Annotated in this window: 23 protein-coding genes; 14 read left to right on the top strand and 9 right to left on the bottom strand. The window is 67.8% G+C overall.

The genetic code is table 11. The features are described 5' to 3' along the window. Window positions 1-152: 152 nt before the first annotated feature. From A9974_RS18325 to A9974_RS18315, 3 genes are all read right to left on the bottom strand, one after another. Window positions 153-797 carry a VTT domain-containing protein gene (locus A9974_RS18325; protein WP_183005589.1) on the bottom strand — a complete coding sequence of 215 codons (645 nt, stop codon included), beginning with the start codon at window positions 795-797 and terminating at the stop codon, window positions 153-155. 190 nt (window positions 798-987) lie between these two features. Then, window positions 988-1,788, bottom strand: coding sequence for an iron export ABC transporter permease subunit FetB (fetB, locus tag A9974_RS18320; protein ID WP_183005588.1), 801 nt, complete (start codon window positions 1,786-1,788; stop codon window positions 988-990). Then, complete coding sequence (locus A9974_RS18315) at window positions 1,779-2,393, bottom strand: ATP-binding cassette domain-containing protein (RefSeq protein ID WP_255468224.1); 615 nt, start codon at window positions 2,391-2,393, stop codon at window positions 1,779-1,781. Before A9974_RS18315 ends, fetB begins: the two co-directional genes overlap by 10 nt. A 319-nt stretch (window positions 2,394-2,712) precedes the next feature. On the opposite strand from A9974_RS18315, the gene A9974_RS18310 reads away from it, so the two are divergent. The 12 genes from A9974_RS18310 (at window position 2,713) to A9974_RS18255 (ending at window position 17,494) form a co-directional block, all read left to right on the top strand. Then, window positions 2,713-4,110, top strand: a complete 1,398-nt coding sequence (locus tag A9974_RS18310; protein WP_183005586.1) for a lysine N(6)-hydroxylase/L-ornithine N(5)-oxygenase family protein — start codon at window positions 2,713-2,715, stop codon at window positions 4,108-4,110. A gap of 16 nt (window positions 4,111-4,126) precedes the next feature. Continuing rightward, a complete protein-coding gene (locus A9974_RS18305) occupies window positions 4,127-4,732 on the top strand; it encodes a GNAT family N-acetyltransferase (protein ID WP_183005585.1) in 606 nt (201 codons plus the stop codon). Continuing rightward, complete coding sequence (locus tag A9974_RS18300; RefSeq protein WP_183005584.1) at window positions 4,729-6,582, top strand: IucA/IucC family siderophore biosynthesis protein; 1,854 nt, start codon at window positions 4,729-4,731, stop codon at window positions 6,580-6,582. The genes A9974_RS18305 and A9974_RS18300 overlap by 4 nt, the downstream gene beginning before the upstream one ends. Beyond that, a complete protein-coding gene (locus A9974_RS18295) occupies window positions 6,579-7,328 on the top strand; it encodes a siderophore ferric iron reductase (RefSeq protein WP_183005583.1) in 750 nt (249 codons plus the stop codon). The genes A9974_RS18300 and A9974_RS18295 overlap by 4 nt, the downstream gene beginning before the upstream one ends. Window positions 7,329-7,371: 43 nt before the next feature. Next, window positions 7,372-8,538: an aromatic ring-hydroxylating dioxygenase subunit alpha gene (locus A9974_RS18290; protein WP_183005582.1), complete on the top strand. Its 1,167-nt coding sequence runs from the start codon at window positions 7,372-7,374 to the stop codon at window positions 8,536-8,538. Between the two features lie 218 nt (window positions 8,539-8,756). After that, window positions 8,757-9,671: a helix-turn-helix transcriptional regulator gene (locus tag A9974_RS18285; protein WP_255468228.1), complete on the top strand. Its 915-nt coding sequence runs from the start codon at window positions 8,757-8,759 to the stop codon at window positions 9,669-9,671. Between the two features lie 186 nt (window positions 9,672-9,857). Further along, entirely contained in the window at window positions 9,858-11,081 is a 1,224-nt protein-coding gene (locus tag A9974_RS18280) for a multidrug effflux MFS transporter (RefSeq protein WP_370539649.1), read from the top strand. Window positions 11,082-11,197: 116 nt separating this feature from the next. Continuing rightward, the gene (locus tag A9974_RS18275; protein WP_370539648.1) at window positions 11,198-13,420 is read left to right on the top strand and encodes a TonB-dependent siderophore receptor; all 2,223 of its coding nucleotides are present in this window, start codon (window positions 11,198-11,200) and stop codon (window positions 13,418-13,420) included. Between the two features lie 21 nt (window positions 13,421-13,441). Further along, a complete protein-coding gene (locus tag A9974_RS18270) occupies window positions 13,442-14,596 on the top strand; it encodes an ABC transporter substrate-binding protein (RefSeq protein WP_255468223.1) in 1,155 nt (384 codons plus the stop codon). Then, window positions 14,593-15,600, top strand: a complete 1,008-nt coding sequence (locus tag A9974_RS18265; RefSeq protein ID WP_183005578.1) for an iron ABC transporter permease — start codon at window positions 14,593-14,595, stop codon at window positions 15,598-15,600. The genes A9974_RS18270 and A9974_RS18265 overlap by 4 nt, the downstream gene beginning before the upstream one ends. Beyond that, a complete protein-coding gene (locus tag A9974_RS18260; RefSeq protein WP_255468222.1) occupies window positions 15,597-16,691 on the top strand; it encodes an iron chelate uptake ABC transporter family permease subunit in 1,095 nt (364 codons plus the stop codon). The genes A9974_RS18265 and A9974_RS18260 overlap by 4 nt, the downstream gene beginning before the upstream one ends. Next, window positions 16,688-17,494: an ABC transporter ATP-binding protein gene (locus tag A9974_RS18255; protein WP_220806012.1), complete on the top strand. Its 807-nt coding sequence runs from the start codon at window positions 16,688-16,690 to the stop codon at window positions 17,492-17,494. Before A9974_RS18260 ends, A9974_RS18255 begins: the two co-directional genes overlap by 4 nt. A 49-nt stretch (window positions 17,495-17,543) precedes the next feature. Here the strand turns inward: A9974_RS18255 and A9974_RS18250 are convergent, their stop codons facing one another. The 4 genes from A9974_RS18250 to A9974_RS18235 form a co-directional block, all read right to left on the bottom strand. Further along, complete coding sequence (locus tag A9974_RS18250) at window positions 17,544-18,296, bottom strand: amino acid ABC transporter ATP-binding protein (RefSeq protein WP_183005621.1); 753 nt, start codon at window positions 18,294-18,296, stop codon at window positions 17,544-17,546. A 25-nt stretch (window positions 18,297-18,321) separates the two neighbouring features. Beyond that, the gene (locus tag A9974_RS18245) at window positions 18,322-18,975 is read right to left on the bottom strand and encodes an amino acid ABC transporter permease (RefSeq protein ID WP_183005576.1); all 654 of its coding nucleotides are present in this window, start codon (window positions 18,973-18,975) and stop codon (window positions 18,322-18,324) included. A 71-nt stretch (window positions 18,976-19,046) separates the two neighbouring features. Next, window positions 19,047-19,838 carry an amino acid ABC transporter substrate-binding protein gene (locus A9974_RS18240; RefSeq protein ID WP_183005575.1) on the bottom strand — a complete coding sequence of 264 codons (792 nt, stop codon included), beginning with the start codon at window positions 19,836-19,838 and terminating at the stop codon, window positions 19,047-19,049. 166 nt (window positions 19,839-20,004) lie between these two features. After that, on the bottom strand, window positions 20,005-21,078 hold the full coding sequence (locus A9974_RS18235) for a nitronate monooxygenase family protein (RefSeq protein ID WP_183005574.1): 1,074 nt from the start codon (window positions 21,076-21,078) through the stop codon (window positions 20,005-20,007). 129 nt (window positions 21,079-21,207) lie between these two features. On the opposite strand from A9974_RS18235, the gene A9974_RS18230 reads away from it, so the two are divergent. Then, window positions 21,208-21,615 (top strand): hypothetical protein, encoded by a 408-nt coding sequence (locus tag A9974_RS18230; protein WP_183005573.1) that lies wholly within the window; start codon window positions 21,208-21,210, stop codon window positions 21,613-21,615. Further along, a complete protein-coding gene (locus A9974_RS18225; RefSeq protein ID WP_183005572.1) occupies window positions 21,612-22,439 on the top strand; it encodes a TlpA disulfide reductase family protein in 828 nt (275 codons plus the stop codon). The genes A9974_RS18230 and A9974_RS18225 overlap by 4 nt, the downstream gene beginning before the upstream one ends. Here the strand turns inward: A9974_RS18225 and A9974_RS18220 are convergent. Together A9974_RS18220 and A9974_RS18215 are read right to left on the bottom strand one after the other, a co-directional pair. Next, window positions 22,436-23,083, bottom strand: coding sequence for a CerR family C-terminal domain-containing protein (locus A9974_RS18220; protein WP_183005571.1), 648 nt, complete (start codon window positions 23,081-23,083; stop codon window positions 22,436-22,438). The two genes, A9974_RS18225 and A9974_RS18220, sit on opposite strands and share 4 nt — an antisense overlap. A 59-nt stretch (window positions 23,084-23,142) precedes the next feature. Further along, a complete protein-coding gene (locus A9974_RS18215; RefSeq protein WP_183005570.1) occupies window positions 23,143-24,396 on the bottom strand; it encodes a M24 family metallopeptidase in 1,254 nt (417 codons plus the stop codon). Between the last annotated feature and the right edge of the window lie 49 nt (window positions 24,397-24,445).

Genomic DNA, 24,445 nt, shown 5'->3' with positions numbered 1-24,445 from the left:
TCATTTGGGTACTCACCCTTCGGGCAGGCCGGTAATCGGGCGCCAGGCGTCGTTGCGCTCACCTTGCGTGGCACAGCCACGCGGCGGCGACCGCGCCTAGCCTGGCGCCCGATTACCGGCCTGTGCGAGGCGCCTTCTAGTGTGAACAGGCCCTAGCTTTGCGATGCCAGCTTGCGCGCGCGCCGCAGATGCAGCCACTGCAAGGCCACGGGAATCAAGGACAGCCCGATGATGATGACAGACACCCAGTGCAGGTTGGTTCGCACCCAGGGAATCGAGCCCAGCCAGTACCCCGCCAATATCATCGAGCCGCACCAGGCCACGCCGCCGATCACGTTGTAGGCGAAGAAGGTACGGCGCGGCATTTGCGACAGGCCGGCCACGAACGGGGCCAGCGTGCGCACGATGGGCACGAAGCGCGCGACCGTGATGGTCATGGCGCCATAGCGGGCGAAATAGGAACGTGCGCGCTCCAGGTGGCCGGGCTTGACCCAGCGGCTGTGGGCCAGCTTCTGGCCCCATCGGGACGAGGCGATGGCGTAATTGAGCGCATCGCCCGCGATGGCGGCGGCGGTGATGACCGCCAGCGAGACGATGGGGTCGATGCCAGCCAGGCCCAGGAAGGCGCCGGCGGCGAACAACAGCGAATCGCCCGGCAGGAACGGCATGACCACCAGCCCGGTTTCGATGAAGATGATGGCGGCGATGATGCAGGTGCCCAGCACCCAGTTCTGCGCCAAGAGGGCCATCAGGCCCTGCTCGCTGGTCAACCAGGCGAACATCTCGGGAATACTCATGCGGATTCGGCTTCCTGTGCGGGGGCCGGCGGCGCCGGCCTTCAAGTCTGACCCGCAGTATGCCGTAAGGCCCGTTGATATTTCATCGAATTGGCGCCGGCCGCCATCGATCCAGGGGCATGACGCGGTCGACGTCGGGCCGCGGCCCGTGACGGCCCGCGCCCGGACGTTCCCCCGGAAGCGGCGCCGCCTAGTTGTCCGCGTTCAGCCGGTCCAGCCGCAGCCGCCCGCGCTCGTCCGTCAGGCGGCACATAGCGCCGTAGGCCGCGCCCATGGCGGCCATGCCGCTGGCGCCGCACAGCAGGAACATCAGCAGGATCTGGTACTTGGCGGCGTCGATAGGGTCCATGCCGGCAATGATCTGGCCGGTCATGATGCCGGGCAGCGTGATGATGCCCGCCGCCGACATCTGGTTGATGCTGGGCACGATGCCGCGGCGCACGGACTCGCGCAGCAACGAGGCGAACGCCTGGTGCGCCGTGGCGCCCAGCGACAGCCGGGCCTCGATGGCGAGTTTTTCCCGCCGCACGCCGGACAGCACGCCGTCCAGCGCCAGGCTGGCGGCGTTGAGCACGCTGCCCAGCACGATGCCGACCAGCGCGATGGTGTAGCGGGGGTCGTACCAGGGTTCGGGCCGCAGCGCGGTGGACAGGATGAAGAGCGCGGTGATGACGGTGGTGGCGACCACGGCCATGGTGCCGACGTAGCCATTGCCGTGGCCGGTCAGGCGCGCCTTGGGGCGGGCGGCGACCTCGCGGGCCGCCAGCGCCATCATTACCGCCACGACCAGGGCGGTCAGCCAGGGCGCCGCGTGGGCGAACACGATGCGCAGGATGTGGCCCACCAGCAGCAACTGCACCACCGTACGCAGCGCGGCCCATAGCACCTGGCGCTGCAGGTTCAGCCGCAACGCGAAGGAAATGCCCGCCGACAGCACTACCAGCAGCGACGCGATGATCAGGTCGGTGGCCTGTAGTTGGATTACGTCCATTGCGGCTCCAGCCTGCCCTGCTCCATGCGCCAGCCGCGGCGGCCCATGCGCCGCGCCTGGTCCGGGTTGTGCGTGACCATCAGGATCGCCGCCCCGCCCTCCAGATAGCGGCGCAGTTCGGTTTCGACGAGTTCCGTCGCCGCCGGGTCCAGCGCCGCGGTGGGTTCGTCCAACAGCAGCGCGCGCGGCGACAGTGACAGCGCCCGCGCCAGGGCGGCGCGCTGGCGTTCTCCGGTGGAAAGTTCCTGCACCAGGGCGTCCATCTTCTCCGCGGCCAGGCCCATGCGCGCCAATAGATCGATAGCCAGCACGCGATCGGTGAAATGCGGCGCGACGCGGTCATCCCACCAGCCGGCTTCCGCCTGACAGTAGATCACCTGGCGGCGCCACTGGTAGCCGCGCATGCCGGACCGCGGCGCGCCGTCGAGTTCGATTTCCCCATGGCCGGGGTCCAGATCGGCGACCTGCCGCAACAGCAGCGATTTGCCCGACCCCGAGGGGCCGGTGATGGCGGCGCATTCGCCGGCAGCGAGGGTCAGGCTGACGGGCGACAGACGCTCGCTATAGACGCCGCGCAGCCTGAGCACGGGACGGTTATCTGACATGGCGGCAAGCATAACCCGTGGAGCCCCGTCCCTATGCGCTTCGCCACCCTGCATATGAGCGCCGCCTGCATGGCTATGGCAATGCATCGCGCCAAAAAACCATTTGCTAGAGTGTCTATATTGCAAATGAAAATCATACCTAAACAGATGTCCAATTCATGCAATACCGGCGATGGAAATGCTTTGCTGTTGCTGTGGACGGACGGGCCGCCGAGCCGGTCGCGTCCCGTTCCGCCTGATTAGCCGGCCCTGTTCCGAGTATGCCCTGCCCCGGGCATCGTCCGTGCAACGAGAGACTCCGCAAAAAGGCGTGACCACCATGAACCGTGAAATCTATGACTTTGTCGCGATCGGCCTAGGCCCCTTCAATCTCAGCCTGGCGTGCCTGTCCGCCCCGCTGCCCGGCGTGCGCGCCCTGTTCCTGGACAAGAAGCCGGGCTTCGATTGGCACCCCGGCATGCTGATCGAGGCCTCCACACTGCAGAACCCGTTCCTGGCGGACCTGGTCAGCCTGGCCGATCCGCGCAGCGAATATAGCTACTTGAACTACTGCAAGCAGACGGGCCGCATCTACTCGTACTACATGCGCGAGAACCACTACCTGACGCGCGCCGAGTACAACCGCTATTGCAAATGGGTAGCGGCGCGCCTGCCCAACCTGCGCTTCAACAGCGACGTGCAAAGCGTGCTGCACGACCCCGAGACAGACACCTACCTGGTGACCGGGCAGCACACGGTCAATGGCGAACGCTTCATGTTCCGTTGCCGCAAGCTGGTGCTGGGGCTGGGCTCGCAGCCCGTGCTGCCGGGCTGCTGCGACCGGCGCGAGGCGCCCTACATTCATAGCGCCGAATACCTGCACCACAAGGTCCAGCTGCAACGCCGCGCGTCGATCACGGTGATCGGCAGTGGCCAGAGCGCGGCCGAGGTGTTCCACGACCTGCTGCGCGACAGCGACGAGCATGACTACAGCCTGGCCTGGATCACGCGGTCGCCGCGGTTCTTCCAGATGGAGAACACCAAGCTGACGCTGGAACTGATCTCGCCGGACTACACCAATTATTTCTATGACCTGCCCGAGGCGCGCCGCCGCGAGATCCTGGCCGAGCAAAGCAGCTTGTACAAGGGCATCAACGCATCGCTGATCAACCAGATCTACGACCTGCTGGACGAGAAGATCCACAACGGCGACAGGCGCTACACGCTGCTGACCAATGCCGAACTGCGCGCCAGCCGCCATGACCGCGCCAGCGGCCGCTACCAGCTGGAATTCCGCCACGTCGATACGGGCCAGCCGTTCTCGCACGCCACCGACGGACTGGTGCTGGCCACCGGTTATGCACGCAGCATCCCGTCATGCGTCAACCCCATCCACGACCGCATCGCCTGGGCCGAGGACGGCGGCTACCGGATCGCGCGCAACTACACCATCGACCATGGCGGCAACGAGATCTTCGTGCAGAACAGCGGCCTGCTGAGCCATGGCGTCACCAACCCCGACCTGGGCTTTTGCTGCTACCGCAATTCGCAGATCCTGCGCGAACTGACGGGCCACGAGCACTACGCCATCGAACCGCGCACCGCGCTGCAGGACTTCCGTCCGCCTGCCAGCGGCGTGCTGGGCCACCGCGCGTCGCAGCCTGCGCCGGCTTGCCGCGGCGCGGTGGCGCCGGAACTGATGCCCATGCTGGACGGGCACCGGGCCGCCACGGTCTGACGCCCAGGGAGCCGCCATGATCACCATGACATCCGCCTTTCTCGGCGCCATCGACCGCCAGGCGCGCAGCTGCTACGACGAAGGCCAGGGCCTGACGCTGCGCCCGCTGGACCCGGCCAAGGACGCCGCGCTGCTGCGCCAATGGTTCTCGATGGACTACGCCCGCTTCTGGTCGATGCAGGAATTCTCCGAAGCCCAGGTGCGCGAATTCTACGAAGCGCTGTGCGACAGCGGCCACGCCGGCGCCTGGCTGGGCAGCCACGACGGCCGGCCGGCGTTCCTGGTCGAGTGCTACGACCCGGCGCACGACCAGGTCGGCGAACACTACCCCGTGCGCGCCGGCGACCTGGGCATGCACATCTTCATCGGCCCGCCGCAAGTGCGCATCCCCAATTTCAGCCGCAACGTGATGGCCTTGGTGATGCGCTTCATGTTTGACCGCCTCCAGGCCCTGCGTGTGGTGGTGGAACCCGACAGCAACAACGCCAAGATCCATGCGCTCAACCTGGCCATGGGTTTTGTCTACACCGGCCAGGCGCGCTTTCGCGAAAAGACCGCGAGCATCGCATTCTGCACCCGGCAACAGTTTGAACAGGCCCAACTCCAGGAGTCGACCGTATGAGCACCCAGCCCCACCCCGCCCAGATCGCCAGCCACCTTGCCCCCGAGGTCTGGGAAAAAGCGAACCGCCTGCTGGTCAAGAAGGCCATCTCGGAATACGCGCACGAATGGCTGCTGGAACCCGAGCGCCTGGGCCCCTCGGACACGCCGGGCTTTGACCGCTACCGCCTGGTGCTGGCCGACGGCCACGCCGAATACCAGTTCAACGCCCAGCTGATGGCCATGCGCCACTGGCGCATCCCGGCCGAGTCCATCAGCAAAACCATGGCTGGCACGCCCGCCCCGCTGGACGCGCTGCAGTTCGTGATCGAGATCCGCGACAAGCTGGGCATGCCCGAAGACCGCCTGCCGATCTACCTGGACGAAATCACCAGCACGCTGCACGGCAGCGCCTACAAGCACACCCGCGCCGCGCTGCCGTCCGCGCAACTGGCGCTGGCCGACTACCAGACCATCGAAACCTCGATGATCGAAGGCCACCCCAGCTTCGTGGCCAATAACGGTCGGCTGGGCTTCGACGCCGAGGACTACCACGTCTATGCGCCCGAATGCGCCAGCCCGATCCGCGTGATGTGGCTGGCGGTGCACAAGGACAACGCGCATTTCGCGTGCCTGTCGACCATGGACTACGACAGCCTGCTGCGGGACGAGCTGGGCGCGGACACCGTGGCCCGCTACACGCAGACGCTGCGCGACCAGGACCTGGACCCGGCCGATTATTTCTTCATGCCGTCGCATCCGTGGCAGTGGTTCAACAAGCTATCGCTGGCATTCGCGCCCTATGTGGCCACGCGCAAGATCGTGTGCCTGGGCTATGGCGACGACGCCTACCTGGCGCAGCAGTCCATCCGCACGTTCTACAACATCAGCCAGCCGGGCAAGCACTATGTGAAAACCTCGCTGTCGATCCTGAACATGGGCTTCATGCGCGGGCTGTCGCCCTATTACATGTCCGGCACACCGGCCATCAACGAATACCTGCACGGGCTGATCTCGTCGGACCCGTGGCTGCGTAAAAACGGCTTTACGATCCTGCGCGAGGCGGCGTCGCTGGGGTTCCGCAACTACTACTACGAAGCTGCCATTTCGGTGGACACGCCGTACAAGAAGATGTTCTCGGCGCTGTGGCGCGAAAACCCCATGGAACTGATCGGGCCGGAACAACGCCTGATGACCATGGCGGCGCTGCTGCACGTGGACCCCGACGGCCGCGCGCTGCTGCCGGCGCTGATCCGCGCATCCGGGCTCGATGCGGCCGCGTGGCTGGAACGCTATGTGGATGCCTACCTGACGCCGCTGGTGCATTGCTTCTACGCGCACGACCTGGTGTTCATGCCACACGGCGAAAACGTGATCCTGGTGATCGAGGATCACGTGCCGGTACGCGCCTTCATGAAGGACATCGCCGAGGAATCGTCGATCCTGAACCCGGATGCCGCGCTACCCGAGAACGCCCGCCGCCTGGCCGCCGACGTGCCCGAGGAATACAAGCTGCTGACCATCTTCGTGGATGTGTTCGAAGGCTACTTCCGCCATCTGTCGCAGGTGCTAGCCGACAGCGGCGTGATGCAGGAAGACGCGTTCTGGAAACTGGTGGCCGGCCGCGTCATCGCCTATCAGGAAGCGCATCCCGAGCAGCGCGAGAAACACCGCCAGTACGATCTGTTCGCGCCTGAGATGATCCATTCGTGCCTGAACCGCCTGCAATTGGCCAACAATCTGCAGATGGTCAACCTGGCCGACCCGATCGGCAGTTTCCAGATGGCGCCCAACCTGGCCAACCCTATCGCCCCGTACCGCCCCGCTTGGCTGGGCCAGGGCGTGGCCGACTCCGCGCGGGCGCTTGCGTGAACCGCGACCTGGACGATCTGCTGGACCTGACCGGCCGCCTGGTGCCCGGGCTGTCGGGCCAGGTCGCGCCGGCGGCGGACCCGGGCCTGCGCCCGGGCGCCGACAACGGCGCACTGATCGTGCAACTGCGCGATTGCTGGCAGCGCCGCTACCCGGAAGCCGGGCCGCACTACCTGGCCCTGCGTTGCTGGGGGCTGCTGATCTGGCAGCCCGTGTACCTGAGCGTGATCGCCGCGCACCGCAGCGCGATCGTGCCCGACCTGTCCAGCATGAGCCAGCCGGTGCCGCCGGACGGCTTCGTCATCGGCTATACGCTGGACCGCCATGAACCCTTGCGCGGCGGCCTGCTCGAACGCATGCAGGCCGCCGCCGCGCAATTGCGCAATATCTGCGCCACCTTCTACCGCGAGCTGACCCAGGTGCTGCGGCTCAGCCCGCGCGCTGCCGAGAGCATGCAGGCCGATTGCGTGCTGTACGCCCTGCTGGCCGCGCGCCAGGACGACAGCGCCGCGGCCAATGCCTGGGCCCAGGAACAGGCCGGCCGCTGGCTGGCGTTGCTGGGCATCGGCGGGCGTAGCGGCTACCTGACCTACGAGCGCGCAACGCTGCCGGTCATCGCTGTCGACCGGCAGGTCTGCTGCCACTACTTCCGCAGGCGCGACGGCGACTATTGCAGCACCTGCCCCAAATTGGATCTTGCCGAACGCATTGCCCGGATCGACGCCGAGAGCGCCGTGCCCGCCTGAAGGGCGGCCCGGGAGCCTTGCGTGACGGCACAAGGAGTCGGATATGACGGACATTGGCCGCCTGGAGCATGTGCAACAGGCGTTGAGCCCGCTGCACGTTCGGGCCTATTTCGACGAAGCCCTGTTCGCCCGCGAACAGGAACGCATATTCAAGCAATCGGCCCTGTACGTGGGCCACGAAAAAGGCGTGCCCGAGCCCGGCGACTGGCGCCGCCTGCCCAACGAGGAAGGCGGCCGCGTGCTGGTGCGCAACGCCCGCGGCGTGGAGCTGGTGTCCAACGTGTGCCGCCACCGCCAGGCGTTGATCCTGGGCGGCGAAACGGGCGCGGTGACGGGTCCGGGCAATCCGTCGGGCAACCTGTCGGCCACCGGGGGCAACATCGTGTGCCCGCTGCACCGCTGGACCTACGACAACCAAGGCCAGATCCTGGGCGCGCCGCAGTTTCCCAGCACCCCGTGCCTGAACCTGCCGCGCTTTCCGCTGAAGAACTGCCACGGCCTGCTGTTCGAAGGCCCGCGCGATCCGCAGCGCGACCTGGGCAATCTGTTCACCCGGCCCGAGTTCGATTTTTCGGACTATGTGCTGGACCACGTGGAAGTGCACCAGTGCAACTACAACTGGAAGACCTTCATCGAGGTGTACCTGGAGGACTATCACGTGGGGCCGTTCCACCCGGGCCTGGGCCGGTTTGTGACCTGCGACGACCTGAGCTGGGAATTTGGCCAGCAGTACAGCCTGCAGCGCGTGGGCGTGCACGATTCGCTGGAAAAGCCCGGCTCGGACGTATATGCCGACTGGCACGACACGCTGATGCGCTACCGCGGCGGGTCGGCGCCGGACTTCGGCGCGATCTGGGTAACGTACTTCCCCACCCACATGATCGAGCTCTATCCGCACGTGCTGGTGTTGTCCACGCTGTATCCCAAGAGCCCGCAGGAAACCATCAACATCGCCGAGTTCTATTACCCCGAGGAAATCGCGCTGTTCGAACGCGAATTCGTCGAGGCCCAGCGTGCGGCCTACATGGAGACCGCGATCGAGGACGACGAGATCGGCGAGCGCATGGATGCCGGCCGGCTGGCCCTGCTGCGCCGCGGCGTCTCGGAAAGCGGGCCATATCAATCGCCGATGGAAGACGGCATGCAACACTTCCATGAGTGGTACCGGGACGTCATGGGGGACCAGCTGGGCGACTGCGCGGCGCCTTGATATGGCGCGGCCCTATGCCGGCCGGGGCACGTCGCCCCGCGTAAAACGGTGGCGGAGCAAGGATGGGAAAGTCCCGGCAAAAATGCGAATATGTGCTATTCTCATTTGCACATTTGGCGGCGTTTCCCATGCCGCCAAGGGCTCATCCCGTAACGCGAGTGACGACCTTGAACCCATCAGCCTCCCCCGCCCAATTCACCGTCGCCGATTTCAACCGCATGGGCGACCAAAGCGGTTTCCGCTACCGCCTGCCCCAGCTGGACCGCGCGGTTCGCGGCGATCCCGAGTCCCTCTGCATCGCCGAGGGCCGCGTCGAGAAATACGCCATCCGCCCCGGCCTGACGTTGGTGCTGTCCGACGTGCGCGTGCATCAGCACTACGAAGCCACGTCGATGATGTCGCCACGCTTCTCGGCCATCGTGATGCTGCAAGGCCACGCCCAGACCCGCATAGACCGCCATGAAGACGTGCGCCTGGCCGCGCACAGCGGCGTCAGCGCGCTGTATGGCGACACCGTCGCCATGACCGGCACGCACGCCGCCGGGCAGCGGTTGCGCAGCGTCAACCTGTCGCTATCCGACCCCGACAGCGCGGGCGACGACCAGACCAGCGAAATGATCTGGAAGGCGCTGCGCTCGCCTGCCCTGCGGCTGCGCCGCTGGCAGGTGCAAGGCCATCTGTTGCAGGCCATCGAGCATCTGCTGGACTGCGCCTGGGACGGCCCGCTGCAGAACATGCTGCGCGACGGCGTGGCCATGCAGTTGCTGGCCCACGCCCTGGCCTCATTGGAAGCCGGCGCGCCGGTGGAAAGCGCGGTGTCCGAGCGCGACCGCCAATTGCTGGAGCGGGTGCGCGAACGCCTGCACAGCGCGCCCGGCGAAGAGCACACGCTGGACGACCTGGCACGGCTGGCCTGCATGAGCCCCAGCACCCTGCGCGCCAAGTTCCAGGCCACCTACCAGCGGTCGGTATTCAGCTGGCTGCGCGAGCGCCGGCTGGAAGTCGCCCGCGAACAGCTGGCCCAAGGGTGCAGCGTGCAGCAGGCGGCGCACTTCGTGGGCTACCGCCACGCCACTAATTTCGCCACGGCGTTCCGCGAACGCTACGGCATCGCGCCCAGCGAGCTGAACTGAACGGCCGGGCCGTGAGCGGGTTGCCCGGCAGCCGCCTGCCCGCCGCCGCGGCATTCGGCTCGGCATTGAACGCGTTACGGCGGCATCCATTGCACTTGCGGCGTTGTCCATTCATTGCCGGGCCCCGCGCGGGCGACCATGCGGCAGAGCTTTCCGCCCCGGGAAGCGCCAGCCATGGATGCCGTCGTGCCGCGCCCCGAAACCCCGCCTTCCTTTCCCGTCATGGTGCTGATGCTGGGCCTGCTGGCCTGCGTCGCGCCCGCCACCATCGACGCCTACCTGCCCGCCTTCGGGGCGCTGGGCCGGGAATTTTCGGTGTCGCAGGAAACCGTGCAACTGACGCTGGGCGTCTACATGGCCTGCTACGCCTCCATGCTGCTCTTGCATGGCACGCTGTCGGATTCGCTGGGCCGCCGCCGCGTCGTGCTGACCGCACTGGGCGTGTACCTGTGTGGCACGCTGATGGCGGCGCTGGCACCCAGCTTCGGCTGGCTGCTGGCCGGCCGCGCGGTGCAAGGCCTGTCGGCCGGCGCCGGCATCGTGGTGGGCCAGGCCATCATCCGCGACTGCTACGACGGGGTGCTGGCGCGCCGCGCCATGTCATACCTGATCCTGGTGTTCAACCTGTCGCCGGCGCTGGCGCCCATCATCGGCGGCTACCTGGCCGCGCACCAGGGCTGGCGCGCCGTCTTCCTGCTATTGGCCGTACTGGCCGGCGCGGCTTGGCTGCTGTGCGCGCGGCGCCTGCCCGAGACCCTGCCGCCCGCCCAGCGTCAGTTGCTGTCCTGGCGCACGCTGGGGGCCAACTACGGCCGCGTGCTCGGCGACCGGCGCTATGTGTCGCTGGGCCTGGCGTTCAGCCTGCTGTTCGCGGCTCAGGGCTTTCTGATCGGCGCGGCGCCCGATTTCATCGCCAACGTGCTGGGGCTGCCGGAAACGGATTTCGCCTACCTGTTCGTGCCGCTGGTGGTGGGCGCCATGGCAGGCGCGCTGCTGGCCGCGCGCAAGGCCGGCCAGTGGCCGGATTCGCGCATCACGCTGCTGGCCTATCTATTGATGGGCGGCAGCTGCCTGGCAAATGTGCTGTATGTGGCCGCCGCCGAAACGCCGCGCCTGCCGTGGGCGGTGCTGCTGCCCGGCGTGTTCACCTGCGGGCTGGCGATGTCGGTGCCCGCCATGACGCTGCGCATCCTGGCGCGGGTGCCCGACCTGTCCGGCACGGCGGCGTCGGTACTGGGCTTCATGCAGATGTTGACGTTCTCGGTGGTCAGCGGCTGGTGCGTGCCGCTGGTCTATGGAGAGCCGCTGTGGCTGGCCGCCGCGATGCTGGCCTGCGTGACGGCCAGCGCGGCGGGCTGGGCCTGGCTGCATCGGTGCGCCGCGCCCATGGCAAAAGCGGAGGCGGGATAGGCTGGCGGCGTTTGCCATATGGATCGCATCATCCGGCATACCCCGGCGGGCCGGTAAAAAACAATAATTCTCATTACCAAACATTTCCGCTGGAGCTCGCCCTCATGCCGTCCGTTCTGCCCTCGCCCGCCGCCCGTCCGCGCCGGGTGCGTCCTCTTGTCTACGCGATTCAGACGGCTTTGTGCTGCTCCGCCCTGACCCACCAGAACGCCGGCGCCCAGAGCGCGACGGCTCCGGCCTCGTCCTCGTCCGAAAACACCAGCGGCGTGGCCCAGTTGCCCGCGGTCACGGTCAGCGGCGCCGGCATCCTCGGCACGACCGAAGGCACCCATTCGTACAACACCGACGCGATGAGCACGGCCACGGGCCTGACCCTGTCGCCGCGCGAAACCCCGCAATCGGTCAGCGTGGTGACGCGGCAGCAGATCGAGGACCAGGGCCTGCGGGACACCGGCACGATCCTGGCCAGCGCGCCCGGCATCTCGGTCACGCGCAGCGACAGCAACCGGCTATCGTTCTCGTCGCGCGGCTTTGCAATCGACAACTTCCAGTTCGACGGCCTGAACACGCCCATCCTGAGCCAATGGAACTACGGCGCCACGGACATGGACGCGGCCATCTACGACCGGGTGGAAATCGTGCGCGGCGCCACCGGCCTGATGACCGGCTCGGGCAACCCCTCCGCGGCGGTGAACTTCATCCGCAAGAAGCCGCTGCGCGAATTCGCCCTGTCGGGCAGCGCCAGCGCCGGCAGCTGGGACTACCTGCGCGGCGACCTGGACCTGTCCGTGCCTGTCACCGAGAACGGCCGTATCCGTTCACGCTTCGTGGCCGCCTACAGCCAGGGCGACAGCTACGTGACCTTCCTGGATTCGCGCAAGCGCACCTTCTACGGCGTGATCAGCGCCGACCTGACACCGGACACCGTGCTGACAGCCGGCCTGGAATACCAGCGCAACCAGAGCAACGGCTTCGGCAGCGGCTTTCCGTTGTTCTACAGCGACGGTTCACGCACCGACTTCAACCGTTCGGTCGCCAACAACACGCCCTGGGCCCGCATCGACACCGAGACCACCACCACGTTCGTGGACCTGACGCACCGCTTCGCCAACGACTGGAAGGTGCGCGCGGCCTACAGCCACAACGACGGCGACTACCGCATGAAGCAGCTGTACCGCGGCGGCTACCCCAACCGCGCCACCGGCGCCGGCATGACCAGCTCGTTCAACAATTACGACGGCGACCGTTCGCGTGACGACATCCACCTGACGGTATCGGGTCCGTTCCAATTGCTGGGCCGCAAACACGAACTGGCGCTGGGCTGGATGAGCGTGAACGACCACAGCAACATCGGCCAATACCTGATGACCGGCGCCAAGCCCGCCATCGGCAGCTTCTTCGACTGGCGCCAAGACCATATCGCCGAACCCACATGGTCCAGCAACAAGACGCCGGCAGATGACATGCGCGTCAAGCAGACCGGCGCGTATGCCGTGGGCCGCTTTGCGCTGGCCGATCCGCTGCACCTGATCATCGGCGGGCGCTGGAGCAATTGGGAGACCAACCAGACCTACTTCGGCAGCAAGCGCGAATACAAGATCAACGACCAGTTCACGCCCTATGCCGGCCTGATCTTCGACATCAACAGCACCTACACCGCCTACGCCAGCTACACCGAGATCTTCCAGCCGCAGAACGCGCGCACGCCCAGCGGCTCGATCCTGCCGCCCATCGACGGCAAGAGCTACGAAGTGGGCCTGAAGGCCGCCTACCTGGACGGCCTGTTGAACGCCGCGGTATCGCTGTACCAGACCCGCCAGAACAATCTGGCGCAGGCCATTGCCGGCGAGTCCGTCAGCGGACTGCCGGGCACCCAGGCATATCGCGCAGCATCCGGCGCCAAGGTCGAAGGCTTCGAACTGGAAACCAACGGCCAGCTCGCGCCCGGCTGGAACATCGGCGCCAGCTACACCCATTTCACCGCCAAGGACGCCGACGGCAAGCCCATCAACACCAGCCATCCGCGCAGCCTGTTCAAGCTGTACACCACCTACCGGCTGCCGGGCGACCTGCACCGCCTGACGGTGGGCGGCGGCGTCGACTGGCAGAGCCGCATGTTCCAGTCCGCGCCCAGCCCGCGCGGCAATGTGGACGTGGAGCAAGGCAGCTACGCGCTGGTCAACCTGATGGCGCGCTTCGATTTTTCCAAGCAGGTATCGGCCACCCTGAACCTGAATAACGTCTTCGACAAGAAGTACTACGACCAGATCGGCTTTTTCAGCCAGGGCTGGTATGGCGCGCCCCGCAACGTCATGCTGACGGTGCGCGCGCAGTACTGAGGCAAGGAGCACAGCGGCACGATGCGTTTGAACCTGGTTGATACGGCGCGGATGCGCCGGAGCGCCGCGGCAATTGCCGCGGCGTTGGCGCTGGCATTTGCGTTGACGGCGTGCGATCGCGCGCCGCCCGCGCCTGCCGCGAATTCATCGTCTGGCGCGGCGTCTGCCACGGCGACCGCGCCGCCCGCAGCCGCGCCTGCGTCGTCTGCCCCGGCGTCAAGCGCCGCACCGGCCACGGCGGCGGACAGCTTTCCCGTCACGATCGACAGCGCGCTGGGCCAGGCGGTGATTCCTGCTCAGCCCAGGCGCGTGGTCACGCTGGGCCTGGGCGCGGACGACCTGGCGTTGGCGCTGGGCATGGTGCCGGTGGGCACCAGCCGGGCCGACTGGGGTGGCGACGGCGACCACTACTGGCCCTGGGTGCGCGCCGCGATCCAGGCCCACGGCCAGCCCTTGCCCGAACGCATCACCGTGTATCCCGAACTGGACATCGAAAAGATCATCGCGCTGCGGCCCGACGTGGTGCTGGCGCCTTTTTCCGGCGTCAGCCCCGAAGCCTATGCGCAACTGTCGCGGCTGGTGCCGGTGGTGGCCTATCCCGACCAGCCGTTTCTCACGCCCGTCGACACGCAGATCGACCTGATCGCCATGGCGCTGGGCAAGCGCGCCGAGGCGGGCGCGCTCAAGGCCCGCATCCACGGTGCCCTGGCGCAGGCGGCGCGCCAGTATCCCGAACTGGCCGGCAAAACCTTCGCTTACGTGCGGGCCGACCTGGGCTCGGGCAACTTCGCCGCCTATGTGGCGGGCGACCCGCGTGTGGACACGCTGAGCGCGATGGGCCTGACGCTGGCGCCGTCCGTACGCGGGCTGCGCGCCAGCGCGGGGCATTTCGCCCACTACCTGGGCTTCGAACACGCCGACGCGTTGGGCGATGCCGACATCCTGGTGTCGTGGTTCTACACCCCCGAAGAACGCGATCGCACCGCGGCCCTGCCGCTGTATGCCTCGATTCCCGCCGTGCGCCGCGGCGCTTACGTGGCGTTGAGCGATCCGGCGCTGGTCATGGCGTCTTCGTCCGGCACGCCGCTGGCCGTGGCCTGGATGCTGGACCGGCTGGCGCCGCAACTGGCGCAGGCCGCCAAGCGGGCCCAGCAAGCTAACGGGGCAGCCCCATGACGCAGGCGCCCCAACCGTCGCGCCGCTTGCGGACGCCGCTGCTGCTGGCGGCCTGTCTGCTGCTGGCCGCCGCGGCGCTGGCCAGCCTGTGGCTGGGGTCGCGCGGCTTGTCGGCCGGCGCGGTATGGCAGGCGCTGGTACGGCCGGACGACCGCTACGCCGCGCTGGTGGTCGCCTCGCGCATCCCCCGCACGCTGCTGGCCCTGTTGACCGGCGCGGCGCTGGCGGTGGCGGGCGCGCTGATCCAGGCGCTGACCCGCAACCCGCTGGCCGAACCCGGCCTGCTGGGTGTGAACGCGGGCGCGGCGGCGTCGATCGTCACGGTGGCGCTGGTGGCCGGCGGCCTGCCCGCCCATCCGTTCTGGGCCGCCCTGCCCGGCGCGCTGGGCGCCGCGGCCGCGGTCTACCTGATCGGCGCGGGCGGCCGTGGCCTGCAGCCGGTGCGGCTGATTCTGGCCGGCGCCGCCGTCAACGCCGTGCTGTTCGCCTATGTGCAGGCTGTGGCGCTGCTGCGCAGCGATATCTTCGACGCCTACCGCTTCTGGGCGGTGGGCTCGCTGGCCGGACAGAATCTGGACGCCGCGCTGCGCGCCGCGCCCTACATCGGCGCCGGCCTGCTGCTGGCGGCGGTGCTGGCCCGGCCGCTGAACCTGCTGGCCCTGGGCCACGCGCTGGCGCAGGCGCTGGGCCTGCGTGCCGGCCTGACCCGCCTGCTGGGCTTGCTGTGCGTGGCGATGCTGGCGGCGGCCGCCACGGCGGCGGCCGGCCCGATCGCATTCGTCGGCCTGGCCGTGCCGCACATCGCCCGCCGCTACGCCGGGCCGGACCTGCGCTGGCTGTTGGCCTATTGCGTGGTGCTGGGGCCGTTGCTGATGCTGGTGGCCGACATCCTGGCGCGGCTGCTGCGCGCGCCGGCGGAATTGCTGACCGGGGTGGTGGTCGCGTTCATCGGGGCGCCGTTCCTGTTGGCGGCGTTGCGCAGCCGCGGCCGGAGCCTGGTATGACGCGGCGCGCGGACCCGGCGATGACGTCGTCCGCCGCCCCGGCAACCGCCCGCCCCGCCCAGCCGTCCGTACCCATGCTGCGCGCCGGCGTCTGGCTGGCCTGGCCGCTGGCTCCGCGCGCGCTGGTCTGCGGCGGATTGCTCCTCGCGCTGGCCTGCGCCTTGCTGGTTGCAACCCTGCGCGCCGGCGACCCCGGCCTGCCCTGGGCCACGCTGTGGCGGACGCTGCAAGGCGGCGGCAGCGCGGTGGAGCAGTGGCTGGTGCACACGGTGCGCTTGCCGCGCGCCCTGTCGGCCCTGGGCGCGGGCGCGGCGCTGGGCCTGTCCGGGGCGCTGTTCCAAAGCATCACCCGCAATCCGCTGGGCAGCCCCGACGTGATCGGCCTGACCGCCGGCGCCTCGGCCGGCGCGGTGGCGGTGGCCATGGTCTGGCCCGGCCTGATGCCGGTAGCCTGGGGGGCGGCGGCGGGCGCGTTGTTGGCTACCGCGGGCGTGTGGTTCGGCTCCGGCGCCGGATTCGCCGCGCCCCAGCGCATGGTCATCGCCGGCATCGCGGTGGGCGCCATCGCCTTCGCATTCGTGCAGTACGGGCTGTCCAACCTGCGGCGCGAACAGGCCTATGTGGCGGCCACCTGGCTGAACGGCAACCTGGCCGGCAAGACCTGGCACGACGTCGCCCTGATCGGCGCGGCCTGCGCGGTGCTGCTGCCGCTGGCGTTGGCCCTGTGTGCCCGGCTGCGCCTGCTGGAAATGGGCGACGACCTGGCGCAGGCGCTGGGCGCCTCGCCGCCGCGATCCCGGCTGGCGGCCACGCTGGTGGCCGTGCTGGCCGCGGCGGCCGCGGTCACGGTGGCCGGGCCCATCGCCTTCATCGCGCTGGCCGCGCCGCAGATCGCGCGCCGCTGCGTGCGGTCCAGCGGTCCGCAGCCATTGCTGGCGGCCCTGACCGGCGCGGTGCTGCTGGCGGCGGCCGACCTGTTGACCCGCGCGGCCGGCCCCAACGGCCTGCCCGTGGGCGTCCTGACTGCCGGCATCGGCGGCGTTTATCTGGCTTTTCTGCTGGTGCTTGAATGGCGCAAGGCTTCAACATGAACGACATCGCTTCCCGCGCTCCCGCGCTGCAACTGCGGCAGGTCGGCCTGTCCTATGGCGACACCGCCGTGCTGCGCGAACTGTCGCTGGATGTCGAACCCGGCGCCTTCACGGCGGTGGTGGGGCCGAACGGCTGCGGCAAATCGACCTTGCTGCGGGTGCTGGGCGGCGCGCTGGCCCCTACCCAGGGCCAAGCCCGGCTGGACGGCCAGCCTCTGGCGGCGCTGCGCCGCAAGGCGGTGGCGCGGCGCCTGGCCTACCTGCCGCAGAACCCCGTGGCCCCGGAAATGATCAGCGTGCGCGACCTGGTGTCGCGCGGCCGCTATCCGCACCAGACCTTGCTGCGGCAATGGTCGCCGACCGATGCGCAGGCCGTCGACGCGGCCCTGGCCGACACCGACCTGGCCGACCTGGCCGACCATCCCGTGCACACGCTCTCGGGCGGCCAGCGCCAACGCGCCTGGCTGGCGCTGGTGCTGGCGCAGGACGCCGGCATCATGCTGCTGGACGAACCCACCACGTTCCTGGACATCCGCCACCAGATCGACCTGCTGGAGCTATGCGCGCGCCTGCACCGGGCCGGACGCACTCTGGTGGTGGTGCTGCATGACCTGAACCTGGCGTTCCGCTACGCCGACCGGGTGGTGATGATGCGCGCCGGCCGGATCGCGGTCCAGGGCGACGTGCGGCAAGTGGTGACCGAGGCCGCGATGCGGCAGGTGTTCGACCTGGATTGCCGGGTGCTGCCGGATCCAGAGACGGGCAGTCCGATGATCGTGCCCCGGCGCGGCGGCCGGGGCTGAAGCGGCGGGGTCAAGCGCCAGCCGCCTACGCGGCCGGCAGCCTGTCCAACTACAGCATATGCGCCAGGAACTCGCGGCTGCGCGGGTGTTGCGGCGCGCGAAAGAAGTCGGCCGACGGCGCCTCTTCGACAATGCGGCCTTCGTCCATGAAGATCACGCGATGCGCGACCTCGCGGGCAAAGCCCATTTCGTGCGTCACGACCAGCATGGTCATGTGCTCGTCGGCCAGCTGGCGCATGGTGCGCAGCACTTCGCCCGTCAGTTCGGGATCCAGCGCCGAGGTCGGTTCGTCGAACAGCATGATGTCCGGCTCCATTGCCAGCGCGCGGGCAATCGCCACGCGCTGCTTCTGGCCGCCGGACAGGCGCGTGGGATAGTTGTCGCGCTTGTTCAGCAGGCCGACCTTGCGCAGCAATTCCTCGGCCTTGGGCACAATGGCCGCGCGCGCCATGCCCTTGACGATCATGGGCGCTTCAATGATGTTCTGCAGCACGGTCATGTGCGGGAACAGGTTGAACGACTGGAACACCATGCCCATCTTGCGGCAAATGCGGCGCACATCGGCGTCGCTGGCGTACTGGCTGCGTCCGCCCGGCACGGCGCTGGCCAGGGCTTCGCCTTCGATGTCGATCGCGCCTTCGTCGATGGTTTCCAGGTGGTTCAGGCAACGCAGGAAGGTGCTCTTGCCCGAGCCGGACGGCCCGATCACCGCGACCACTTCGCCCTTGCCCAATTCCAGCGATACCTGGTCCAGCACGCGGTTGGCGCCGAACGACTTGACGATATTGCGGGCCGAGATCATGACGCGGCGCTCGCCGGCGGACGGATTACTGGTCGTATTTGGCATAGCGCTTTTCCATATGCTGGAAGAACCACGTCAACACCAGCGTCATGAGAAGGTAGAAGGCGGCCGCGACCAGGAACGGCGTGGTCGTGAAGTCGCGCTGCACGATCCCCCGCGCGGTGCGCAGGATGTCGTTGAGCGCCAGCACGTAGATCAGGGACGTGTCCTTGACCAGGGTGATGGTTTCGTTGCTCATGGGCGGCAGCACCCGCTGCACCATCTGCGGCAGGACGATGCGGCGCAGCGTCTGCAGATAGGTCATGCCCAGCACCTTGCTGCCTTCGTACTGGCCGCGATCCACCGACTGGATGCCGGCGCGGAAGATCTCGGCAAAGTACGCGGCGTAGTTCAGCGCGAATGCCACCACCGCCGCCGGGAAATCAGGCAGGCGCACGCCCACCACCGGCACGAACGGCAAGGCGAAATAGATGAACAGCATCTGCAGCATTAGCGGCGTGCCGCGCATGAGCCAGATATAGCCGTTGACCAGCCGGCTGACCAGCGTCCATTTGGAAATCCGCAGCAGCGCCAGCACCAGCCCCAGCGGAACCGCCAGGGCCAGCGTGATGAAGAACAGCGTCAGGGTCACTTTGGCGCCTTGCGCCAGCGGGCCCAGAAGGGAAATTACATAGTCCATGCGGGAGGGTTCGCGCCGTAGAACTGCAAAACGCCCGGACCGCCATGCGGCCCGGGCGTTTCAGAGGGGAATTACTTGATGATGTTGGCGCCGAACCACTGGGTGGCGATGCGGCCGGCGGTGCCGTCCTGCTTCATCGAATCCAGGGTCTTGTCCAGCTTGGCCAGCAGGTCGGTGTCGTCCTTGCGCACGCCCACGCCGTAGTCTTCGGTGCCGAAGTTCTCGTCCAGCACGCGGTATTCATTGGCGCGCTTGCTGATCAGGTAGCGGCCCACCACTTCGTCGACCACGATGGCATCCAGGCGGCCGGCGGCCAGGTCCATCAGGGCCGTGACGTTGTCGCCGAACTTCTTGACTTCCTTGATGCTGCTGGCGACCGGGTCCTTGGCGATGGCGTCGGTGGCGCTGCTGCCGTCCTGGGCGCCGACCACCTTGCCAGCCAGATCGGCCTTGACCTTCACGGGCGAGGCGTTGCCCACGATGATGATCTGGTGGTTGGCCATGTACGGAGCGGTGAAGCTGATGTTCTTCTTGCGCTCTTCGGTGATGGTCAGGCCGTTCCAGAGCACATCCACGCGCTTGCCGTTCAGTTCGGCTTCCTTGGCGCTCCAGTCGATGGGCTTGAATTCGACTTCCAGCCCCAAACGCTTGCTGGCTTCCTTGGCCATGTCGATGTCGAAACCGACGATCTGGTTGCTGGCGTCGCGGAAACCCATGGGCGGGAAGTTGTCGTCCAGGCCGACCACGACCTTGCGCGCGGCGGCGGGCGCCGGGGCGCTGGCGGTGGGCGCGTTGTCGGACGGGCCGCAAGCGGTCAGCATCGTGGTTGCGGACACGAGAAGAACAGCAGTCAGTTTTTTCATGTTTTTGGGTGCGCGACGCGCAGGAATGAAGAATGCCGGGAGGCTCGCCGTCCGGATCGACAGAAGCCGCGAGCCGGTATTTTAGCGTTCCTGGAAATATGTGTTTCAGCAGGACGACATATAGGGACAGCCGCCGGGCGCCCAGCGGCGCCCTGGGCGGCCGGACTCAGCGGGCCCGGGCCGCCATGCCTGCCTGCAGGCCGCCGGCGCAGGCCAGCGCGTCGTCCCACAACTGACGCGTCAGGGCTTCGGCGTCGATCTCCTGCGCCAGCGCGGCGGCCTCGCCCGACCACAGCAGCGAAAAATCGCCGCTGCCGGTCTTTTCGACGGCGGCGCGCAACGGGTCCACCGCGCCGGTGGCCAATGGAAACGCGGGCGCCACGGCGCTCATCGGACCCTGCTCGCGCATGAATCGCGTCAACAGCCCCCGGGCCGGACGGCCGGTATACAGATTGGTCAGGCGCGTGGCGTCGTCACGCGCTTCGCGCACCGCCTGGCGATGGATCGCCGACCGCCCTGCCTGCGGCGTGAGCAGATAGGCCGTGCCCAACTGCACCGCGGCCGCGCCCAACGCGAACGCCGCGGCAATACCCCGCCCATCGGCGATGCCGCCGGCCGCGATCACCGGCACGCTGACCGCGTCCACCACTTGCGGCAGCAAGGCATACAGCCCGGGCTGCGCACCGATGTCATCGGTCAGGAACATGCCGCGATGACCGCCCGCCTCCACCCCCTGGGCGATGATGGCGTCCACGCCGCGCGCGTCCAGCCAGCGCGCCTCTTCGACCGTGGTGGCCGACGACAGGATCCGTGCGCCGCCGCGGCGCACGCGTTCCAGCAGCGTCTCGTCCGGCAACCCGAAATGGAAGCTGACCACCGCGGGACGCAGGTCTTCGACCACCTGGCACATGGCCTCATCGAACGGCGCGCGGCCAGGGCCGCTGCCGGCGGCCGACAGGTCCAGCCCGGCCTCGCGGTAGTACGGTGCCAGCGTGTCGCGCCAGCGGGCCTGGGCAGCCTCATCCGGCACCGGCGGCGTGTGGCTGAAGAAGTTCAGGTTGAACGGCGCGTCGGTCTCGGCGCGGATGGCGCTGATCTGCTCGCGCAGGGTGTCCGCGCCGAGCGCGGCGCAAGCCAGCGAACCGAGCGCGCCGGCGCGGCACGCCGCGATGGTCAGGGAGCTGAACGAGCCGACCATCGGCGCTTGGATCAGAGGCAGCAACGAGGGAAGCGAGGTCATCTTGGCACGGATCCGGAAACAGCGACGCACCAGCATATCGCAACCGCAACACCTACCGCTGGCGCGGCACGGACCTGTCCACCGCGTGCTAGCCTTGGCCTTTCCGTCGTTGTTTTTTCAGACCCTCACATGCAATTTCGTCTCTACGACCGTCATGCGGCTCTGATCGGTATCGCAGAGGTCGGCACGGCGCCCGGTGCCTGGTTCACCGGCACGTTCGCCCCTACCGATGCCTACGCCGTCTATGCGCCCCTGTTCCTGGAGCTTGAACGGGCCGCCAACGAACAGCGGATGCCGGACACCGAGCGCCTGCAGGCCAAGGTGGCGCGCCACGGATTCTGGATTTCCGGCCCGCAGCCCTTGCACACCCGAGCCGACGTCGAGGACCTGCAGATCATGGCCGCGGGTATCTGCTTTCGGCTGCTGGGGACATCCTCCGATGATCACGCGCTGCTCGCTCGGGCACCGCACGATGTACCGCGCCTGGTCAACGAACTGCGGCTGCACTGCGCCGAACCTGCGAAGCCCGGCCAATGAGTCCCGCCATCCGCCTGGGCCCCCTGGTGTTTCCCACCGAACTGGCCGTGCTCATCGTGGCCGGCCTGGTCGGCCTGCTGGCCGCGCGGCTATTCAGCGGCAAGCGCGCCTCGGAAATCAGCACGGTACTGTGGCGGGCGCTGCTGCTGGGGCTGGTGGCCGCGCGCCTGGGCTTCATCTGGCAGACCCGCGAACACATCATGCAGGACCCGATCCAGGCGCTGGACCTGCGCGACGGCGGCTGGGCCGGCATGGCCGGGCTGGCCGTTGCCTGCGTCTATGTGGCCTATGCCGCGCTGCGGGCCCACGCGTCCCGGCCCGCCCTGCTGGGCGCGCTGACGCTGGCCGCCGCCACCTGGCTGACCGGCGGCTACCTGCTGGCGCTGACCCCGCAAGCGCAACCCGCGCTGGCGGGAGTGACGCTGCAAGGCCTGAACGGCGCCGCCGCGACGCTATCGGAATTCCAGGGCAAGCCTACGGTGGTGAACCTGTGGGCCAGTTGGTGCCCGCCTTGCCGGCGCGAGATGCCGGCCTTTGAACGCGCCCAGGCGGCCAATCCGGACGTTCACTTCGTATTTTTGAACCAAGGTGAAACGCCGGCCGCCGTCAGGCAATACCTGGACCAGCATGCGCCGTCGCTGGCCAACGCCCTGCTGGACCCGGCCGGCGACGCGTCGCGCATGATGAGCAACCGCGGGTTGCCCGCCACGCTCTTCCTGGACGCCGATGGCCGGCTGATGGATGTGCGCGTTGGCGAGCTGTCCAGCGCCACGCTGGCGCAGCGCGTGGAAGCGATCCGGCCACCCACGGCATCGCGCCCCTAACCCTTGGCCGCGTTAACGGCGGTTTTTCCAACCAGATCAGCGATCTGCGCCACCATGTCGCGGGTCAAGCGCTTGGTGCCCAGGCGCCGCAAGAGTGCCTCGCGCGCCACCGCGAACACGATGGCCTGGCCCAAGATGGCATGGGCGCGCAGGATACTGTCGCGGCTGCCGGGCGCCTCCTGCCGGATCGCGGCGACCAACGCCGTCACGGCCTCGTGCAGCGGCACGAACAAGACCACCTGGATCGCGTCGAACTTCGGGGTGGGTTGGAGTTGTTCGCGCGCCAGCAGCAGGCTGCGGGCCGCGGACGCCTCTGAGTCCAGCAATGCCGTTGTGAATGCGCGCATGAGCGCATCGAGCTGCATCGCTGCTTGGTCGACCGCCGTGGACACCACCACAGGCAATTCCAGGCGACGGGCGATGTCCTGCGCGGTCTGTTCCAGGACGGCGGCGTAGACGCCTTCCTTGCCGCCAAAATGGTACGGAATGGCGGCTTGGTTCACGCCGGCGGCTTCCGATAGCTGCCGTGTGCGCACCCCTTCCAGACCTAGCCGGCTGAACAGCGCCAGTCCGGCCTCGATCAGCCGTTCACGCGTCTCGGCCGCACGGTCGGAGGAAGGGTCTTCAATCTTCGATCTGCTCATTTCGATTTTTTTTCCATGTCGCCGGCCTACGTCTGCGCGATGCCGTGGCCGGCCTCCCCCTAGCCGTCGGCGTGCATCAGGCGGGTGGAGTTCTCGTTCAGCGCGATGCCGCCTTGTTCTCCCACGATGACCGTGCCGCCGATATTGGCTAAATGGCGTCCGAAGCCGCAATTGGGCTCGAATGCAAAGCACATGCCCGGCTGGAGGGGAAGTTCCCGCCCCACTGTCGGCAAGGATCTTAGTTGCGGATAGCGCGCGGCTTCAGGCAGCGATTCTATGCCGGGTGCGCTGCCAAAGCCTACCGGGCCGTAAGGATTGATGCTGTGCACCAATGGATGCACGTGCCATCCGCCCGACGCCAGAAGGGGCGCTTCCATGGCATCGACCAAGTCGCCGAACGTGTTGCCGGCCCGCAGCGCCACTATTCCGGCGTCGTAGCAGGCGCGGGCGACGTCCGCTGCGCGCAGAATGTGGGGATGAACCTCGCCGACAGCGACCGCGGCCTGATGCTGCGTTTCCATCAGGCCATAGAGGGCAAATATCTCCGACAGCACGATATCGCCCTCGCGCAGGATACGCGGCGATTGCGCGCGATACTGCCAAGCGGGCGGCCCCCAGCCCACATACTCGGGGCCGGAACCCAGCAAGACTTCGGCGGTGTAGCCACCCAAGGAAAAGCAGGTGGCGACAACGGCAGCCACCAGATCGGCCTCGCTCGCGCCCGGTTTGGCGGTCGCGCGTAGCGTTTCACTCATGGCCTCCCCGATCCGCGCAGCATGGCGGATCAATCCCAGTTCCTCTTCGCTCTTGACCGAGGCACGCTTGAAGAAGGCCCGGTATACCGGCAGGAATTCCGCCTTCGGCAGCGCTTGCGCCAACCCTTGCATGGTCCGCGCCGGCATCGCGCCATCGAAATAGAAGGGAGGATAAGGCTCCAGTCCGATGATGCCGATCCGGGCGCCATCCAGGCCGCATTGCGCCAGCCAGGCGCCGACATCCCTGCCGGTCTTGCCGACATGAATCTGTTCCGGCGCGATCCATTGCAGATCGCCACGCAAGGCCGCCTGGATGTGGTCGGCAATCATCAGCGACGCGAAGGTATAGACCCTGGGCGTGTCGTCGTCGATAAAGCAGACCATGGATCCGGGCCGGTCATTGCTGAAGTAGCTGTCCGGCGAGAAACCGGCGGGCGCGGCCGCTTCCCGGTCGCCGTAGACGATCAGCGCCCGCAGGCCTTCTGCCCGCATCAGCTCGCGAGCGAGATTCCAACGCCGGTCTCTTTCGGCCAGCGACAATGGCGAGGGGATAGACATGTTGCATTCCTTTGTAGTGTGTCCGGCGGCAAGATTAATTCATTCACTT

Origin of the sequence: Achromobacter sp. UMC71, from assembly GCF_014170305.1 — a bacterium.
Lineage (GTDB): Bacteria > Pseudomonadota > Gammaproteobacteria > Burkholderiales > Burkholderiaceae_B > Achromobacter.
This window is presented reverse-complemented; position numbering and strand designations above follow the sequence as displayed.

What these genes read in the sequence shown, in the direction of transcription:
- A9974_RS18325 (WP_183005589.1), bottom strand. Translation starts at nt 797, where the DNA reads ATGAGTATTCCCGAGATGTTCGCCTGGTTGACCAGCGAGCAGGGCCTG.
- fetB (WP_183005588.1), bottom strand. Translation starts at nt 1,788, where the DNA reads ATGGACGTAATCCAACTACAGGCCACCGACCTGATCATCGCGTCGCTG.
- A9974_RS18315 (WP_255468224.1), bottom strand. Translation starts at nt 2,393, where the DNA reads ATGTCAGATAACCGTCCCGTGCTCAGGCTGCGCGGCGTCTATAGCGAG.
- A9974_RS18310 (WP_183005586.1), top strand. Translation starts at nt 2,713, where the DNA reads ATGAACCGTGAAATCTATGACTTTGTCGCGATCGGCCTAGGCCCCTTC.
- A9974_RS18305 (WP_183005585.1), top strand. Translation starts at nt 4,127, where the DNA reads ATGATCACCATGACATCCGCCTTTCTCGGCGCCATCGACCGCCAGGCG.
- A9974_RS18300 (WP_183005584.1), top strand. Translation starts at nt 4,729, where the DNA reads ATGAGCACCCAGCCCCACCCCGCCCAGATCGCCAGCCACCTTGCCCCC.
- A9974_RS18290 (WP_183005582.1), top strand. Translation starts at nt 7,372, where the DNA reads ATGACGGACATTGGCCGCCTGGAGCATGTGCAACAGGCGTTGAGCCCG.
- A9974_RS18285 (WP_255468228.1), top strand. Translation starts at nt 8,757, where the DNA reads ATGGGCGACCAAAGCGGTTTCCGCTACCGCCTGCCCCAGCTGGACCGC.
- A9974_RS18270 (WP_255468223.1), top strand. Translation starts at nt 13,442, where the DNA reads ATGCGTTTGAACCTGGTTGATACGGCGCGGATGCGCCGGAGCGCCGCG.
- A9974_RS18265 (WP_183005578.1), top strand. Translation starts at nt 14,593, where the DNA reads ATGACGCAGGCGCCCCAACCGTCGCGCCGCTTGCGGACGCCGCTGCTG.
- A9974_RS18260 (WP_255468222.1), top strand. Translation starts at nt 15,597, where the DNA reads ATGACGCGGCGCGCGGACCCGGCGATGACGTCGTCCGCCGCCCCGGCA.
- A9974_RS18255 (WP_220806012.1), top strand. Translation starts at nt 16,688, where the DNA reads ATGAACGACATCGCTTCCCGCGCTCCCGCGCTGCAACTGCGGCAGGTC.
- A9974_RS18250 (WP_183005621.1), bottom strand. Translation starts at nt 18,296, where the DNA reads ATGATCTCGGCCCGCAATATCGTCAAGTCGTTCGGCGCCAACCGCGTG.
- A9974_RS18245 (WP_183005576.1), bottom strand. Translation starts at nt 18,975, where the DNA reads ATGGACTATGTAATTTCCCTTCTGGGCCCGCTGGCGCAAGGCGCCAAA.
- A9974_RS18240 (WP_183005575.1), bottom strand. Translation starts at nt 19,838, where the DNA reads ATGAAAAAACTGACTGCTGTTCTTCTCGTGTCCGCAACCACGATGCTG.
- A9974_RS18235 (WP_183005574.1), bottom strand. Translation starts at nt 21,078, where the DNA reads ATGACCTCGCTTCCCTCGTTGCTGCCTCTGATCCAAGCGCCGATGGTC.
- A9974_RS18230 (WP_183005573.1), top strand. Translation starts at nt 21,208, where the DNA reads ATGCAATTTCGTCTCTACGACCGTCATGCGGCTCTGATCGGTATCGCA.
- A9974_RS18225 (WP_183005572.1), top strand. Translation starts at nt 21,612, where the DNA reads ATGAGTCCCGCCATCCGCCTGGGCCCCCTGGTGTTTCCCACCGAACTG.
- A9974_RS18220 (WP_183005571.1), bottom strand. Translation starts at nt 23,083, where the DNA reads ATGAGCAGATCGAAGATTGAAGACCCTTCCTCCGACCGTGCGGCCGAG.
- A9974_RS18215 (WP_183005570.1), bottom strand. Translation starts at nt 24,396, where the DNA reads ATGTCTATCCCCTCGCCATTGTCGCTGGCCGAAAGAGACCGGCGTTGG.